Origin of the sequence: Thalassolituus sp. UBA2009 (assembly GCF_002335285.1) — a bacterium.
Classification (GTDB): Bacteria; Pseudomonadota; Gammaproteobacteria; order Pseudomonadales; family Oceanobacteraceae; genus Venatoribacter; species Venatoribacter alkanivorans.
The window spans coordinates 23853-39087 of the sequence record NZ_DDCJ01000101.1 but is presented as its reverse complement, the minus strand read 5'-3'; the positions used below and the strand labels follow the sequence as shown (position 1 = coordinate 39087).

At 52.6% G+C, this 15235-nt stretch carries 13 protein-coding genes; 6 read left to right on the top strand and 7 right to left on the bottom strand.

Annotation, left to right across the window (positions count from 1 at the left end):
- Window positions 1–2 precede the first annotated feature (2 nt).
- Both B3P58_RS12695 and B3P58_RS12690 read right to left on the bottom strand, forming a co-directional pair.
- Window positions 3–5072 carry an MG2 domain-containing protein gene (locus B3P58_RS12695; protein ID WP_286717909.1) on the bottom strand — a complete coding sequence of 1690 codons (5070 nt, stop codon included), beginning with the start codon at window positions 5070–5072 and terminating at the stop codon, window positions 3–5.
- A gap of 198 nt (window positions 5073–5270) precedes the next feature.
- Window positions 5271–5675, bottom strand: coding sequence for a thioesterase family protein (locus tag B3P58_RS12690; protein WP_286717907.1), 405 nt, complete (start codon window positions 5673–5675; stop codon window positions 5271–5273).
- A 211-nt stretch (window positions 5676–5886) separates the two neighbouring features.
- On the opposite strand from B3P58_RS12690, the gene B3P58_RS12685 reads away from it, so the two are divergent.
- The 3 genes from B3P58_RS12685 to gloA are packed head-to-tail and all read left to right on the top strand — an operon-like array spanning window position 5887 to window position 8129.
- Window positions 5887–7032: a GGDEF domain-containing protein gene (locus B3P58_RS12685; protein ID WP_286717904.1), complete on the top strand. Its 1146-nt coding sequence runs from the start codon at window positions 5887–5889 to the stop codon at window positions 7030–7032.
- A 50-nt stretch (window positions 7033–7082) separates the two neighbouring features.
- Window positions 7083–7718 (top strand): endonuclease III, encoded by a 636-nt coding sequence (gene nth / locus B3P58_RS12680; protein WP_145470044.1) that lies wholly within the window; start codon window positions 7083–7085, stop codon window positions 7716–7718.
- A gap of 9 nt (window positions 7719–7727) precedes the next feature.
- Window positions 7728–8129, top strand: coding sequence for a lactoylglutathione lyase (gloA, locus tag B3P58_RS12675; protein ID WP_286717899.1), 402 nt, complete (start codon window positions 7728–7730; stop codon window positions 8127–8129).
- Between the two features lie 19 nt (window positions 8130–8148).
- On the opposite strand, the gene B3P58_RS12670 is transcribed toward gloA, so the two are convergent.
- Window positions 8149–9057 (bottom strand): class I SAM-dependent methyltransferase, encoded by a 909-nt coding sequence (locus B3P58_RS12670; RefSeq protein ID WP_286717896.1) that lies wholly within the window; start codon window positions 9055–9057, stop codon window positions 8149–8151.
- 317 nt (window positions 9058–9374) lie between these two features.
- On the opposite strand from B3P58_RS12670, the gene B3P58_RS12665 reads away from it, so the two are divergent.
- Together B3P58_RS12665 and B3P58_RS12660 are read left to right on the top strand one after the other, a co-directional pair.
- The gene (locus B3P58_RS12665; RefSeq protein WP_145470041.1) at window positions 9375–9584 is read left to right on the top strand and encodes a cold-shock protein; all 210 of its coding nucleotides are present in this window, start codon (window positions 9375–9377) and stop codon (window positions 9582–9584) included.
- A gap of 166 nt (window positions 9585–9750) precedes the next feature.
- On the top strand, window positions 9751–10368 hold the full coding sequence (locus B3P58_RS12660; RefSeq protein WP_286717893.1) for a DUF1289 domain-containing protein: 618 nt from the start codon (window positions 9751–9753) through the stop codon (window positions 10366–10368).
- 22 nt (window positions 10369–10390) lie between these two features.
- Here B3P58_RS12660 and B3P58_RS12655 read toward each other — a convergent pair whose 3' ends face one another.
- Both B3P58_RS12655 and B3P58_RS12650 read right to left on the bottom strand, forming a co-directional pair.
- Window positions 10391–11185, bottom strand: a complete 795-nt coding sequence (locus B3P58_RS12655; protein ID WP_225690922.1) for a hydroxypyruvate isomerase family protein — start codon at window positions 11183–11185, stop codon at window positions 10391–10393.
- Entirely contained in the window at window positions 11182–12066 is an 885-nt protein-coding gene (locus B3P58_RS12650; protein ID WP_286717890.1) for an NAD(P)-dependent oxidoreductase, read from the bottom strand. The genes B3P58_RS12655 and B3P58_RS12650 overlap by 4 nt, the downstream gene beginning before the upstream one ends.
- Window positions 12067–12291: 225 nt before the next feature.
- Here B3P58_RS12650 and B3P58_RS12645 point away from each other — a divergent pair, with 225 nt between their 5' ends.
- Window positions 12292–13119 (top strand): HDOD domain-containing protein, encoded by an 828-nt coding sequence (locus B3P58_RS12645; protein WP_286717888.1) that lies wholly within the window; start codon window positions 12292–12294, stop codon window positions 13117–13119.
- Window positions 13120–13179: 60 nt separating this feature from the next.
- Here the strand turns inward: B3P58_RS12645 and B3P58_RS12640 are convergent, their stop codons facing one another.
- Window positions 13180–14169, bottom strand: a complete 990-nt coding sequence (locus tag B3P58_RS12640; RefSeq protein WP_225690925.1) for an alpha-L-glutamate ligase-like protein — start codon at window positions 14167–14169, stop codon at window positions 13180–13182.
- Between the two features lies 1 nt (window position 14170).
- Window positions 14171–15235: 7TM domain-containing protein (locus B3P58_RS12635; protein WP_286717885.1), on the bottom strand; the 1065-nt coding region annotated here is incomplete at its 5' end.

Below are 15235 nucleotides of genomic sequence, written 5' to 3'. Positions count from 1 at the left end.
AATCAGGGCTGAGTAACAAACAGAATATCCGGCGTGGTACCCAGCGCACGGGTTTCCGGGTCGTACATATCTTCAACCAGCGGCACCGGCACCTGATAATTACCCGGCGTTACCGCCCGCACCAGATAAAATACCCGGGTGGTGCTGTAAGAATTGGCATCAATGGCGGCGACATAACGGTCGTCACGGTATTCCTGATGAGAAATACGCGAACGACGCTGCCATTCGGCCACCGGCTGAGTATCGATATTGATTTCATCCAGCTTGATCGATGCGCTTAAGTTCTGATTTTCCAGCTCCAGACCGGCCGGTAATAAATCCACCAGCAATAAATCAGGGCGGCGTTTATCCGCTTTTACTTCCAGCTGCACCAGCATCAGCTCACCGACTTTCATGCGCAGTGCACCGTCATCCGCAATAATTGCCTGACCATCGGTGGTGAAATAACGGCGCTGAATACTCACACCATTACTTTCTGCCGGCGGTGCCAGTTTGCTGTGGCCCTGATACATCAGTGTGGCGAATAACGGATCGCTGCTGGTATTGCTCAGGGTTACGCCATCACGCAGGCTGCTGCCACTTTCAAGCAGGTTAAATTCACCGGCCTGCTGCAGGGTTTTTAATACGCTGCCCATGCTCAGTTCACCACTCCACTCATCACCCGGCACACGATCCAGCTGCACTGCCGCCATAAAGACCGCATTACGTTCCTGGGTGCTCAGATAGGTACGGCGCTCCAGCATACGCGCCAGCGCTTCTGCACGGCTGAGCGCAAAACTCTGCTGCTGACGATACTGCAGTAACAGACGCACAACCTGCGCGGTATCACGCACGCGTGAACCGTAATCACCGAGGTAATAGTTTTCTTCACGCTGCACGGTTTTCAGTTTTTCCATTAACTGATCAGACAGCTGCTGGTCGCCCTGTAATTTCGCCGCCAGTGCCAGATGCAGTAATGGCAGGGCCGGTAAATCCAGACGCGCCTCACCCGCCAGGCGACGGATATCACTCAGCGATGCTTTTTTATGCCGCGCCAGAACATAAGCCGCGTAGCTCTGATAAATCTGACGGTAAAGTTCCGGACGATCATTCCAGCGTTCGCTGAAATTACCGCGGCCACGCAGATATTCCTGCAGACGGCTCAGGGTTTTACGCAGTACATCGGCATCAATACGTACACCTTCATCCTGGGCGTCGGTGAGGAAATCACCGGCATAAGCGGTTAACCAGTGCTGTTCATAATCGTCGTGGTTTGACCATAAGCCATAGCCGCCATGATTCATCTGGCGCTTAACAATACGATCCATACCGCTGGCCAGCGCGCTTTCACGCTTACGACCGCTACTGTTTTTCAGACCCAGATCCGACAGCTGGTCAGGTGTTGCATAAATCCACGGATAAGTGGAACTTAACGATTGCTCCAGACAGCCATACGGATAGCGCAACAGATATTCGAGCTGACTGCGCGGATTTAAATTCACGCGGTTATTAACGCTGAGCAGCGCTTCCAGCGACTGCGGAATCCAGCCATCCATCTCGCTGCCGTCCAGCACCAGACGTTCGCCCGGCTGCAGTACCATCTGTTTCTTTTTGGTCAGCGCCGGATGGGCGGCACGGCTGTTGAGTTTCCAGCTCTGGGTCAGTGAGTAATCACCGGCACCGGTTAACTGCAGGCCAATTTCAATCTGCCCTGCCGGAAACTCTGCACGCAGAGGTAATAACAGGGTTTGTTTTTCACCATCGGCCAGCGTCAGCTGCTGGGTTAATGGTGTGTTATCACGCACGACGGCCGGGCCAGTGAGGCTGAATTGCAGATTTAATACCTGCTGCTCACCACTTAAATTGGTAACGTCCAGCGCCACGCTGGTTTCATCACCCACGGCGACAAAACGCGGCAACGACAGCTGTGTAACCACCGGCGCTGCGACCGTGACTTCCTGCTCCAGACTGCCGAAACGTTCGTCATCAAAGGCCAGCGCCATTAACCGCAGACGGCCATTAAAATCGGGTAATTGCAGCGGAATGCGGGCAACGCCATTTTTCACCGCCACCTGACCGGAAAACAACGACACGATCTGTACTTCGGCGCGGGCTTTTTTACCACCACGGCTTAATTCCGGCGCATCACCACCAAAACGCTGAGTCGCCATGCGGTTGTTATTCAGTCCAATTAAATGGCTGTACATATCGTACATATCCACCAGATAACGGCGCGGGCTGAAGAACCAGGCAAAAGGGTCGGGGGTTTTAAAATCGGTGATCGACAGTACACCAACATCCACCGCCGCCAGGGTTACCCAGGCATTGTTAACGGCACCACCGTTACTGTCGCTGACTGTCACTTCGGTGACCACACGCTGATTCGGCGTCCACTTTTTCGGGGCATCGAGGGCAATATTCAGACGACGTGGTTCACGATCCAGTTTCAGATGCATCAGCCCCACCGAACGGGTCGGGGTAATGCGCTGTTTATTATCGGCCGGTTGTAAATGCAGTGCGCTGATATAAATATCGTGACGGTTCCAGGATTCATCGACCGGAATATCCAGCGTGGTGCCTTCAGCCGGCGTCGTAACCCGGGCACTCCACAACAGCTGATTACTTTCAATCAGCACCAGGGTTTCACCGGCCGCTGGCGGTACAATTTTCAGTTGTGCGACATCACCGGCGGCATAAGCAGCTTTATCCAGCGCCAGTACAACTTTATCCGGGCGTGCGCCCTGCTCGGCATCCTGAGCATCTTCCCAATACCAGTACCAGTCTTCACCGGCATCAAAGGTCATGCTGCTGATTAAACCGGTGCTTTTATCGGTAATTTCCAGACGATAGCTGCCGAAGCTGACCGGTACCGATACTTTTTCGGTATTACCGGCAGTGATGCTGCGTGTCAGTGTCAGTTCATTAAATTCGCGCTCGCTGGTTTCCACATACCAGCCGCGGTTGCTGGAATAGCGCCAGTGGTAACGGCGATTCTGATTTATTAACCGTACCTGCAGATTATCGGCCGCCAGTTTTTCACCTTTGGCGTTGGTTTTAACCAGTTCAAATTCGGCCTGTGAATTACGTGCCGCACGGTCACCAAACAGCGGGCGGATACCAACCAGTGCATTGCCGGGTAATACGCGGGCAACATGACGGCGCACCACCGGGCGACCACCGGATTCAAACAGGCTGCCGGTGACGGTAACGGCCAGCGGCGATTTGGCACCGTCCCAGCGGGAATCAATTTGCAGGGTGATTTTGCCGTCTTTATCCAGAACCGCACCGTTTTCAATAAACTGCTGATTCCAGTCGGTTTCACGTACATTGCCAAAATGGAAATCCGGCCACTGTTCAAAAGGATGCGCCAATGGTGATACACGGATGCTGGCATCAAAACGGTTACCCGCCGCCGGTGCACCGTATAAATATTCGCCCAGTACCGGAATATTCAGACGCTCACGGCTGGTGAAGTAACGGGTGGTATTTTGTCCGGGATTAAAGGTCAGCTTCAGACGCTCAGGCATAAAGTCTTCGACTTTAAACTGATACACCACGCGGTTTTTACTCACGCCTTCAACTTCTAAACGCCAGTTACCGGTCTGGGCATCGGCGGCCAGCGGATATTCATACTGGTAATAACCACCGGCTGCCGGCTGCCAGTTGATGTCTTTAACTTTCTGACCATCCGGGCGGATGATACGGCCTTTTAATGGCCGTGAATTAACACTCTTGCCATCATCGTCACGCAACAAAGCGCTGAAGGTGGCAGTCTCGCCGCCACGGTAAATATCGCGCGGTGCATAAATAAAGAGTTCGGCACTGTTGTATGGACGGTCGGCCAGACGGAAATCGGACAGGTCAAGCGCCGGAGTATTTAAATTCACCAGACTGACGGATTCATCTTTACGCACCACCAGCACCTGGCCGTAATCAATTTTACGGCGTACGCTGACGCGTCCTGCGGCACTGCTGGTTGCTTCAAAGGCAACACTGCCATTGCTGTTTAATAACTGAACCTGTGCGCCTTCGACCGGCTCCGGGCTGCCCAGAGTATTCAGGTAAACATCAAAGCCGTTGCCGTAATTGCGGATATGCACACCGATATCGGTAACCATAAAATAGGTGACGGCAAGCTGGTTATCGTACTGTCCGGGACGGGCCATCACCGCCAGATAAACACCCGGTTCACGCAGCGCCGGAATGTCCTGCAGTGGTAAATTAATCTGGCGGCGCTTGTTACGCTCGGCAGGCAGGGTAAAGCGGCCTTCGTGCACTAAATCGGAAAACTGTGGTAATTCATCCAGACGGTAATAGCTTTCGCTCTGGCCACGGTTTTTCCAGTTAACCAGACGCACCAGTTTATCCGGATTAACCCGGTGAAACGCCACATTGGCTTCGCTGACGTTTAAGGCATACAGTGGCAGACCGGTATGCAGATTTAATGGTAAGAAATGGCCATTACTGGCAAAAGCGAGACTGGCACTCAGCGAGCCGAATTTCACATCACCACGACTGGGTTTGTGCAGGGTTTCACCGTTAATCGCGCGGATACCGGAATCAACGGTTACCCAATAGCGGCTGTCCGGTTCAACACTTTCAAAATATGCGGTACGGCCATCATCGGATAACACCCAACCACCATTTACCGGCTCACGTTTGCTGTTATCCAGTTCGCGTTCAACCAATAAATAGCCCTGAAAGTTTTTGCTGCCATCCAGCGGCACAGAAAAGGTAATTCCTATGGCACTGCCATCGTCATAATTCTGCTCGCTGATATCCGCTACCTGTAAAGGTACGCCAGCATACAATTGCGCTGTCGATAAGGTGGCTGCTGCCGGCTCTGCTTTGCTGTTTGCGCTGCTGCCGTTGCTCTCTGCAGCCTGCCCGGTACTGTTATTGTCCACCGGGACATTGTTATCCGTTACAGCGGCGCTACTTTCGGACCGGTCGGCTGACTGGCTGCCCGGCTCAGTAGCAGTACTGCTGACGGCGGATGGTTGTGTGCCGGTATCGGTATCGTTATCGCTGCATCCTGCAAGCAATAGCGCAGAGGTAAAAATGGCGGCAAGCGCCAGACGCGGGCTGATCATGATGTTGTCCTCAGAGGTCCCTTCAGGGGCTGTAGTCCATGGATATTCAGTCGGATGGCAGAAAGCTGCCCGGAAAGCCTTTGTTTAAAAACAGCCGTTACAGGGCACAAAGCGCTTACTGATAAAGCGCGAAGTATATCTGAGCGACACCTGCCCTTCACCTGATAATTATGCTGAAAAGGCCATGGATAATAACCGTTAATGCCGCTTTGCAGCGACCTGCAACAGGCGCTCTTCTGCAACAATGGCACGGCCGACTGTACCGGCACCGGCTACACCCGCCGCATCTTCAAGGCGGACTTCAAATTCATAAAAATCTGCCGGTTTGCCAAGGTACTCAGCACTGACGGTTACCAGCGCTCCGGCCGGAACAGGTGCAATATGGGTGACATTCACATGAACTCCGACCGAAAGCTCACCCGCTTCTAATAATGGCGCCATCAGTCGTGCAGCCGCACGCTCCATTAAAGCAATCATACCTGCCGTTGCCAGCACCGCCGGCTGACGCTCTTCCGGGCTTCTACAGGCAGCATCGACAATAAAACCGGCAATAACATCAGCGGTAATTTCTGCTTCCAGCTCGTAACGGTCACCAATCTGCATAGGGGCTGCTCCGAAGGAAATAGGCGTTTTATCGCAGATTCGTTGCCATTCTCCAACACAATGTTGCAATTGCGGCCAGCGCAGCCGTCTATAGTTAGGGTCTGGCTTACTATTAATGACTTTGAGATTAACTTTGCCTTACCTCACTGCCCTCCGGCCCGCCGCCCTGCCCCTGCTTGCCCTGTTGAGTGCCTGGCTGTGCCTGCCCCATATGTCACGCTGGCATAGCGATTACGGCTTATTGTTACAGGCACTGCCCTATGCCTTAGGTGTATTGCTGCTTTTGTTAAGCCAGTTATTTAATCAGGGTCGTATCGGCCAGATGACCATTCTGACGCTGGCGACCTATGCTCTGGTGCAGCAACGCTTACAGGTTCAGCTGAGTGACGCCGACACTTACTGGGTATTTTTCTGGCTGTGCCTGCTGTGGCCAGTCAATGTGGCGCTGATCCGCTATTTACCCGAACGACGGCCACTGTCGCTGGGCGGCATGATATTTCCCGCAATCCTCGGCCTGCAGCTTCTGGCGTTAGCGGCACTGAGCGTCAGCGACTGGTATGCAGCCAGTCTGGACTGGACGGCTGGCTTCCGTGAACAGGCCAGCGCCGGCCTGTTGCCACTGCCTGCGTGGGTTACTTTTACTCTTGGCGCTGCGCTGATTATCAACCGCCTGCCACAACAGAGCGATACACCACTGGCCCTGCTGGCGCTTCTGCTTTTACATGGCTGGTTATTTTACCGGCTGGATGCCAGCCAGATTTCTGTACTGGTCAGCAGCCTGTCGCTGCTTTTATTGTTTGCCACCCTGCTGATCAACAATCACCACCTGGCCTTTATTGACGAACTCACTGGCCTTCCCGGTCGCAGGGCACTGATGAATGATCTGAAACACCGTCATGGCCGCTACCTGCTGGTGATGGCGGATATCGATCATTTCAAACAATTCAACGATACCCATGGCCATGATGTCGGCGATGACGTACTGCGTCTGGTGGCCGCCCAACTGAATAAAACCAGCGGTGGCGGACGCGCTTACCGTTATGGCGGCGAAGAATTTACCCTGATATTTCCGTCATCCGAGCTGAGCGAATGCCTGCCTTTTATTGAAGCAACCCGCGAGCGCATCGCCAGCTATCCGCTGATTGTGCGCAACCGTCAGCAACGCCCGGAGACCCAGCGTCAGGGCAAAAAACAGCGCGGCCAAAGCAATAACAGCAAAACCCTGAATGTCACCATGAGTTTTGGTGCCGCGCGGCGTAACAGCGGCGAAAGCATCGAAGAGTTAATGAAACGTGCTGACAAAGCGCTGTACAAAGCCAAAGAAAATGGCCGCAACCGGGTGGAAAAGGCGAAATAGAACCGGATCAGCGTTATCATAGGCGCTGATTCTTTTTGCCTGTTATCAGCATGAATAAAGAAAAACGCATCGAAATATTTTCCCGCCTGAAGGCCGAAAATCCGCATCCGGAAACGGAGCTGGAATACAGCACGCCGTTCGAACTGCTGATTGCCGTGCTGCTGTCAGCTCAGGCCACCGACGTCAGCGTCAACAAGGCAACACGCAAACTCTACCCGGTAGCCAATACCCCTGAAAGTATCCGCGCGCTGGGGGAAGAAGGTTTAAAGCAATACATCAAAACCATCGGCCTGTTTAACAGCAAAGCCAAAAACGTCATCAGGTTGTGCGAGATTCTGCTTGAACAACATGGCGGTGAAGTGCCGCAAACCCGTGAAGCACTGGAAGCCCTGCCCGGTGTCGGACGCAAAACCGCTAATGTGGTGCTGAACACGGCCTTTGGTCAGCCAACCATTGCCGTCGACACCCATATTTTCCGCGTCTCTAATCGCACGAAAATTGCGCCGGGTAAAAATGTTGATGAAGTGGAACAGCGCCTTATGCGGGTCGTGCCAAAAGAGTTTCAGCTTGATGCCCACCACTGGCTGATTCTGCATGGCCGCTATGTCTGCGTGGCGCGCAAACCCAAATGCGGCGCCTGTATTATCGAAGACCTGTGCGAATTCAAACAAAAGACATCAGACTAGGAGCTTCCCATGCGACTGTTACACACCATGCTGCGCGTCGGCGATATGGACCGCGCCATTGAGTTTTACACCAAAGTGCTGGGCATGACCCTGCTGCGCAAGCACGACAACGAAGAATACCAGTACACCCTGGCCTTTATCGGTTATCAGCCGGAAAACGAAGGCGCAGTGCTGGAGCTGACCTACAACTGGGGCACCAGCGAATACGATCTGGGCAGCGCTTACGGCCATATCGCCATCGAAGTAGATAACGCCGCCGAAGCCTGTGAGCGCATCCGTAATCATGGTGGCAATGTCGTGCGTGAAGCCGGCCCGGTTAAAGGCGGCACCACGGTGATTGCCTTTGTTGAAGACCCGGACGGCTATAAGATTGAACTGATCGAGAAACGCGCCGACGCCCATAATTTCTGAGCGGCGACGGTTTTATAGCTCAGGGCTGGTAGCGGAAATGCAGTACCTTTAAACCGCGTCCGGCCTGAGCTTCGATAAAGACCGGCGGATTGACCAGCCGTTCGACCAGCACACAATCCGGAGCATGCTGCGCCACCTCTGCCAGCAGAAAATCTTCGCCCAGATCCGGGGCATTCAGACACAGCAGGCAATCACCACCGGCGACCATCAGCTCCGGCAGTCGCCGCAGCAGCTTGGCGTAGTCACGGCGGATATCGACACTGCCTTTCTGAAACGTCGGCGGATCGCAGATCAGCAGATCGTAAGGACCGTGCTTTTTCAGCCGTCCAAAAGATTTAAAGATATCCACCCCTTCAAACACCACGCGGCTCAGATCGTGGTCATTCAGACGATGATTTTCGCGGCCATGACTCAGCGCCGCGCGGCTCATATCCACATTCACCACTTTACTGGCACCACCGGCCAGCGCCGCCAGCGAGAAACCACAGGTATAGGCAAACAGATTCAGCACCCGCCGCCCATCACTGTGCCCCCGCACCCAGCGGCGGCCATTGGCCATATCCAGAAACAGCCCGGTATTCTGCGAACGGTTAAGGTGCAGCCAGTAGTTCAGACCATCCTCTTTAATCACCAGCTGTTCCGGTAGTTGGCCGCACAGCAGGGTAAAAGGCGCGCCGGTACGACAACGGTGCTGCACCACCACACTGAGCTGACCGGCATGATCGGGACGGCAACGCTTAAGGCCTGCCAGCAACCGTTGTTCAAGCTCTGACAGCCAGGATTCGTCCACTTCGGCGTACAGGGTGACCAGTACCAGAGGCGCATACCAGTCAATATTAAGGTGCTCGAAGCCCGGCCAGGCATGCCCGCGGCCGTGGAAAAGTCGTTGTGCCTGATCGTCAGCAGGCCACTGAATATGCTGAAACACCGGGCTTTCCTGTGATTTTGGGCGCGCAAGTTTAGCAAAAGATCGCCACCTGCGCCTGTAACTGCCAGACAGTTGCAAATAGTTGCCAAACTGCCTTGCTAAGGCTTGGTAAGGGGGAATAAGTAAGATACTATAATCGCGCCTGTGCAGGTGTGCAGGTGTGTTGGCGAGTGCTCCATATTCGTAAGATATGCAAGATACTGGTCGATAGCGGCATTTATTGATTGTCTTCCCGGTTCGCCGGCCAGTATCGATGAAAATGCCAGAAGATATAGCAAGGCCGATCGTTGATTGGCGCATTACTCAGGAAATAAAGCATGGCAAATTTAGTTCAAGGCACCGTCAAGTGGTTCAATGACGAAAAAGGTTTCGGCTTCATCGAGCAGGAATCTGGCAAAGATGTATTCGTACATTTCAGTGCTATCAACGGCGGTGGTCGTAAGACTCTGCAAGAAGGCCAAAAAGTAACTATGGAAGTTACTCAAGGTCAGAAAGGCCCACAGGCGGAAAACGTAACTCCTCTGTAAGCCTTTCGCCTGATCTGACTTTCGGGTCAGATCAAGCATCTTCTGGCAGCCCACATGCACTCCGGTGTTTGTGGGCTGTTTCATTTCTGCCTCCCCTGCTTTCCTGCCGCTCACGGTACAGAATTGGCCTGCCCAACGCTTTCCTGCGGCGCAGAACCTGTTAATCTTGGGTCATTATCAGCTGATTGTTACTCCGATGATTGATCAGGGCGAACTCTTTGACATTCCCAGTCCTTGCCGCCGTATCTGCGAATTGAACAACCGCGGCTACTGCAAAGGCTGCTTCCGCAGCCGCGACGAACGTCTCTACTGGAATCAGTTCACAACCTTCCAGAAGCAACTGGTGGTGAATCTGTGTGAAAAACGCCGCCTTAAGGTGCTCAGCGCCAAACAACAAAGCGTCGCGGGTAACGAAGAAGAAATTGTCATACCGCAGCTGGATATGTTTGCCCCGCAGCGGGATATGCCTGTTGCACCAGCAGATACTGCCAGTCCGGACACCGACATCCGCGCAAGCATTGCTGAACCGGAACACAGGGCTACTACCGAAAGCCATCCTTCCGAAGCCGAAAAGCGTGAGCATGACGTGAATGTCAGCCTGTTCGAAGAGCCCATAAGTACTGACACAGACACGCCTGCCACCAGCGCAACAAAGAACACTGCACTGCAACAGACAATCACGGCGAACGACAGCAAAGAAGAGAAGGGAGAGAAGAAACCACGCGCCCGGTCACAGACCAGAACGCGCAAAGCCGATGATTCTCAGCTGGATATGTTCAGCTGAGCCAGCTCATTCTGTCAGCTATCTATGAACAAAGGGCGACATTCACCGCCAGATCACGCTTCCACTGCATGGTCATAGAGGTTGCCCGTGTTGGCTTATATTCAGCGCCAACCCAGCCTTTATAACCCGAGGTTTCGATACAGCGGAAAATAGCAGGAAAATCCAGCGTGCCACTGCCTGGCTCGCCGCGTTTCGGGATATCAGCGAACTGAATATGACCGATTTTCGCCGCATGCAGATTAATAAAATCGCAGACGTTATGCCCCATCAGCGCCATATGATAAATATCAAACTGCGCTTTAATCGCCGGATGATTCAGCTCGGCAATAATATCCAGCATCTGCTGGCCCGATGAAATAAGAAAGCCCGGCATATCGCGGGTATTAATCGCTTCAAAGGTGGTAGTGATACCAAAAGGCGCCAGGCTTTCAGCGGTTTTCAGCAGATTCTTTTTAAATGTATCGAGGTAAAAAACCCGTTTATTTTCGTCGTTACAACGCCCTGGCAACACATTCACACACGAGACTTTTAATGCCCGCGCATAGTACAGGCATTCAACCATCGCGGCTGCGTATTCGGCGGTTTTTCCCGGTACAGCAGCCAGCCCCTCACCGCCTTCCATTAAATCGCCGGCCGGTACATTAATCAGGACGCAGCGCAGATTATTTTCGCTCAGCGCCTGCTGAATGTGTTCTATCGGTGTGTCGTAAGGAAACTGGATTTCCACCGCCCCGAAGCCATCATGGTGCGCTGCGGCAAAACGCTGCAAAAATGGCAGCTCAGTGTACATCAGGGACAGATTTGCGGTGAGTTTCACCCTTGTTTCTCCGTATACATAGTCACCAGAGTGCAGGGATCCTTTTCTGCGTTACCCTGGCTTGCGTGCAGACGCATCAGCTCTGCACCCAGTCCGGCCATTGGAATGGCACTTTTCATTATTCTGGCCAGATCATTGGCCATATCCAGATCTTTTAACAGCGTCTTTACGTGCCACTTCACAGGGTCAAAATCGCGCTCTGCCATACGCGGGCCGGTCAGCTGCAGAGGCACTGAATCGGCAAATCCGCCTTTAAGAGCCGCCGGAATCTGTGCCGCATCGACGCCGGATTTTTCCGCCAGCGCCATCACTTCAGCCATGACCAGTACATTGCAACTTACCAGCATCTGATTACAGATCTTGGTCACCTGTCCCGCTCCCACAGGTCCCATACGGGTAACCCGCTGCGATAGCGGTGCCAGTAACGGGCGCAGCATGTCTATCAGCGTTTTGTCACCACCGGCCATAATCGCCAGAGTGCCCTGTTCCGCCCCGGCCACGCCACCGGAAACCGGCGCATCAACCCAGCGCATGCCGCAGGCCGCTTCCAGACGCTCGGCCATCTGCCGGGTCGCCGCCGGATCAATACTGGAGAAATCAATCAGCACCTGGCCGGTACGACCATGAGCTGCAATACCATCAGCCGCGAAAACAACAGATTCAACCGCCGCGGTATCGGTTACGCAGAGCATCACTACATCGCTTGCTGCCACAAGCTCAGCAACAGAAGCTGCAACCTGCGCTCCCGCCTGAAACAGAGCAGTGGTTTTATCAGGGTTACGGTTCCAGACCATAAGCGGATAGCCAGCAGCTAATAAACGCTGACTCATGGGTACACCCATCAACCCCATGCCAATAAAACCGATTCGTTGTTGCTGCATAACCTGTTCTCCCGAAGTCATCCAATAATATCAAAGACTTAGCGTTGCTGTATGTGGATTTATTGGCGCTTTCCGCCTTTTATGTGACATTTTTTACTGTCCGGAGCAGCAGTATTTTCCCACCAGGACAGATTCAGAAAATTACAATAAAGAATCACCACAGATTACCCGTTCCGGATTCCTCGCCTATGCTTTATTGCAGTGAAACCCAAAGGAAGTATAACTATGAGCATGGCTAACATTTTCGCTGAGTCCCAGACACTGCCCCATATTCCACGCGTCGTGCAGGAATTAATTGAAAGTTTCCGCGACGAAGACGTTAACGTTGATGACATCAGCAATAAAGTGGCGCTGGATCAGGCACTCACCGCAAAGGTTCTGCGTCTGGCCAATTCCGCCCATTATGGTGTGTCACGCACAGTTTCCAATCCCCACGATGCCATTATGCTGCTCGGCTTTAATACTCTGCGTACCATGGTACTGGCCTCTGGTGTCACTGGCGCTTTCAAGGCACCGGAAGGCTTTGATCAGAAAAAATTCTGGCGTGATTCTTTTGCTATTGGCGCGTTATCCAAGTGGATTGCCGGCTATGTTAAAGATTGCGACCGGGAAACTGCCTTTACCTGCGGCATGTTGCACTCCATCGGTACCTTGCTGATGCATATGGTGATTCCTGATGAACTCAAAAGTATTGATGACGCCGAAGCCCTGGGCGGTAAACGCCACACGCTGGAAACCAGCCTGCTGGGCTACAACTATGCGGATGTTGGCGCAGAGCTGGCCAAACGCTGGAAATTCCCGGAAGAAATGCAGCAAGCCATACTGCAGCAACATAATCCCGACAGTGACCAGCCTTATTCTCAGTTGGCGGGCGTAATTTACATCGCTAAATATCTGAAAGATGCTCACGAAAAAAACTGGACTGACGAGCAGATTATTGAACAGTTCCCTCTGGCCGTTGCCGAAGTGATTGGCATGGATACGACCCGGGCTTATGCGGATGTGGCGAAAACCACCTCACTGGAATCCGGCCTAGACAGCCTGCTGGAATAAACGCGGTCAGCGCAAAAGAAACAATAAATAAAAAGGCCCGGTTGGGCCTTTTTATTTATTTTATGTTTCTGATAATTCAGCTGAACCCACCTGCTGCAACGGATCTGCCGCAAACCACTGGCGGCTTAGCTCTACCCTCTCCGCTGCCGGCCGGAAAATATCAGCATCGGACAGAGCATCAATTTTGCGTAAGCGTGGTAACAGACCACAACCGTTAGCAACCTGAATGGTCAGTCCCGGACGGGCATTTAACTCAAGCAACATCGGGCCGTAACGACGGTCAAGAACCATATCGGTCCCCAGATACCCCAGACCCGTCTCCTCATAACAGCGTGCGGCCAATTCCAGTAACTGTCCCCATTGCGGAATAACCAGTTCTGATAATTCCCGTCCGGTATCCGGATGACGCTCGACACTTAAACCATCCTGCACCGCATTTAACGGCCGCCCGGTAGCAATATCCAATCCGACACCAACCGCTCCCTGATGCAGGTTTGCTTTGCCATCAGAACTGCGGGTAGAAAGACGCATCATCGCCATCACCGGATAACCACGGCAAACAATCACACGAATATCCGGCACACCTTCAAACGAATAACCACCAAGCTTGGGATCAAATTCGATCAGTTCTTCAATAATGGCAATATCCGGACTGCCGCCCAGACTGTACAGGCCAGACAGAATATTCGATACGTGACGCTGTAATTCCGCCAGGGTCACCAGAGTTCCGCTGTTTTTGACGTACTGCTCATCATCATACCGGCTGAGAACCAGAATGCCTTTACCACCACTGCCTTTCGCTGGCTTAATGGCAAAACCCGGAACATCACGCAACAGATCAGCAAGCAACGAAACATCGTGCTGACTCTGAATAGTGCCGATTAATGCCGGCGTGGTTATTCCTGCTTTTTGTGCCAGTAATTTGGTCTTCAGTTTATTATCAACCAGAGGATATAAACGGCGTGGGTTATAACGGCTGATATAGCTGATATTACGCCGGTTCATGCCCAGAATTCCGCGCCGTTCAAGACGCCATGGCAAGGTAAACACGTTAGTTCCCAAACGCCTTGAAGCGTTTCAGCTCCAACAGACGATAGCCGGTGTAAGAACCGATCAGCAGTACCAGTGCCAGCACAATAAACTGAATACCAATAAAGTTGAATGTTAAATGCCGCACCCAGGGGTCACTCATCGCCCAGTAAGCCAGCACAGCAGTCAACAGACTGCCACCGCCCTGCACCATTACCTCACGACCACCTTCTTCCTCCCACAGAATCGACATCCGTTCGATGGTCCAGGACAGAATAATCATCGGGAAAAAGGTAATTTTCAGACCTTCAGTCAGCCCCAGTTTATAAGACAGAACACTGAAAATACTGATAATGGCAATCACGGTAATAATCACAGCGGTAATCCGCGCCACCAATAATAAATTCAGACGGGATAAATAACCGCGGATAAATAATCCGGTGGCAACCACCAGTAAAAAACCGACCAGACCGGTAACCAGAGAAGTCTGAATAAATGCCAGAGCAATCAATACCGGCATAAAGGTACCCGATGTACGGATACCAATAATAATACGCAGAACACAGACGATCAGCGCACCAATCGGAATCAGCAGAATGGTTTTAAACATCGCCTGCTCTTCCACCGGCAGACTGTGAATCGAGAAATTCAGGAAATCATGCTGACTGGAGAGATTTTCAGCAATATTTGCGTAAGTGGACTCTTCCCGTTTCAGCATTGAGAAACGGATACTGGAATCGGTACCGCCGGTAACATCAAGAACCGGAGCCCCGCGCTGCTCCCACAATAATAACGGCGTATCAGCAGCCAACAATACCGAGGCGCTGCTCTTCTCACCAGGCAGCTCAAATATCTGGCTGTCGTTGCCATTCCACACCCGTAACAAAGGCGTCAGACTCTGGCGGCGACGGCCATCCTGCAGGTTAAGACCATACACTACCGATGCCGGCACACGTGCTTTATGCAACATTTCTACCCACAGTTCCGGCAGCTGATCGGCATAGTGGGTACGAAGTAATTCAATATGCTGTGCGGTTTCATCTTCACGGAAACGCTTTAATAATTCCCGCGTCAGGCTGTAGTTATC

Excerpts from the sequence above, each read along its gene's own strand:
- B3P58_RS12695 (WP_286717909.1), bottom strand. The coding sequence starts at position 5,072 with ATGATCAGCCCGCGTCTGGCGCTTGCCGCCATTTTTACCTCTGCGCTA.
- B3P58_RS12690 (WP_286717907.1), bottom strand. The coding sequence starts at position 5,675 with ATGCAGATTGGTGACCGTTACGAGCTGGAAGCAGAAATTACCGCTGAT.
- B3P58_RS12685 (WP_286717904.1), top strand. The coding sequence starts at position 5,887 with ATGTCACGCTGGCATAGCGATTACGGCTTATTGTTACAGGCACTGCCC.
- nth (WP_145470044.1), top strand. The coding sequence starts at position 7,083 with ATGAATAAAGAAAAACGCATCGAAATATTTTCCCGCCTGAAGGCCGAA.
- gloA (WP_286717899.1), top strand. The coding sequence starts at position 7,728 with ATGCGACTGTTACACACCATGCTGCGCGTCGGCGATATGGACCGCGCC.
- B3P58_RS12665 (WP_145470041.1), top strand. The coding sequence starts at position 9,375 with ATGGCAAATTTAGTTCAAGGCACCGTCAAGTGGTTCAATGACGAAAAA.
- B3P58_RS12650 (WP_286717890.1), bottom strand. The coding sequence starts at position 12,066 with ATGCAGCAACAACGAATCGGTTTTATTGGCATGGGGTTGATGGGTGTA.
- B3P58_RS12645 (WP_286717888.1), top strand. The coding sequence starts at position 12,292 with ATGAGCATGGCTAACATTTTCGCTGAGTCCCAGACACTGCCCCATATT.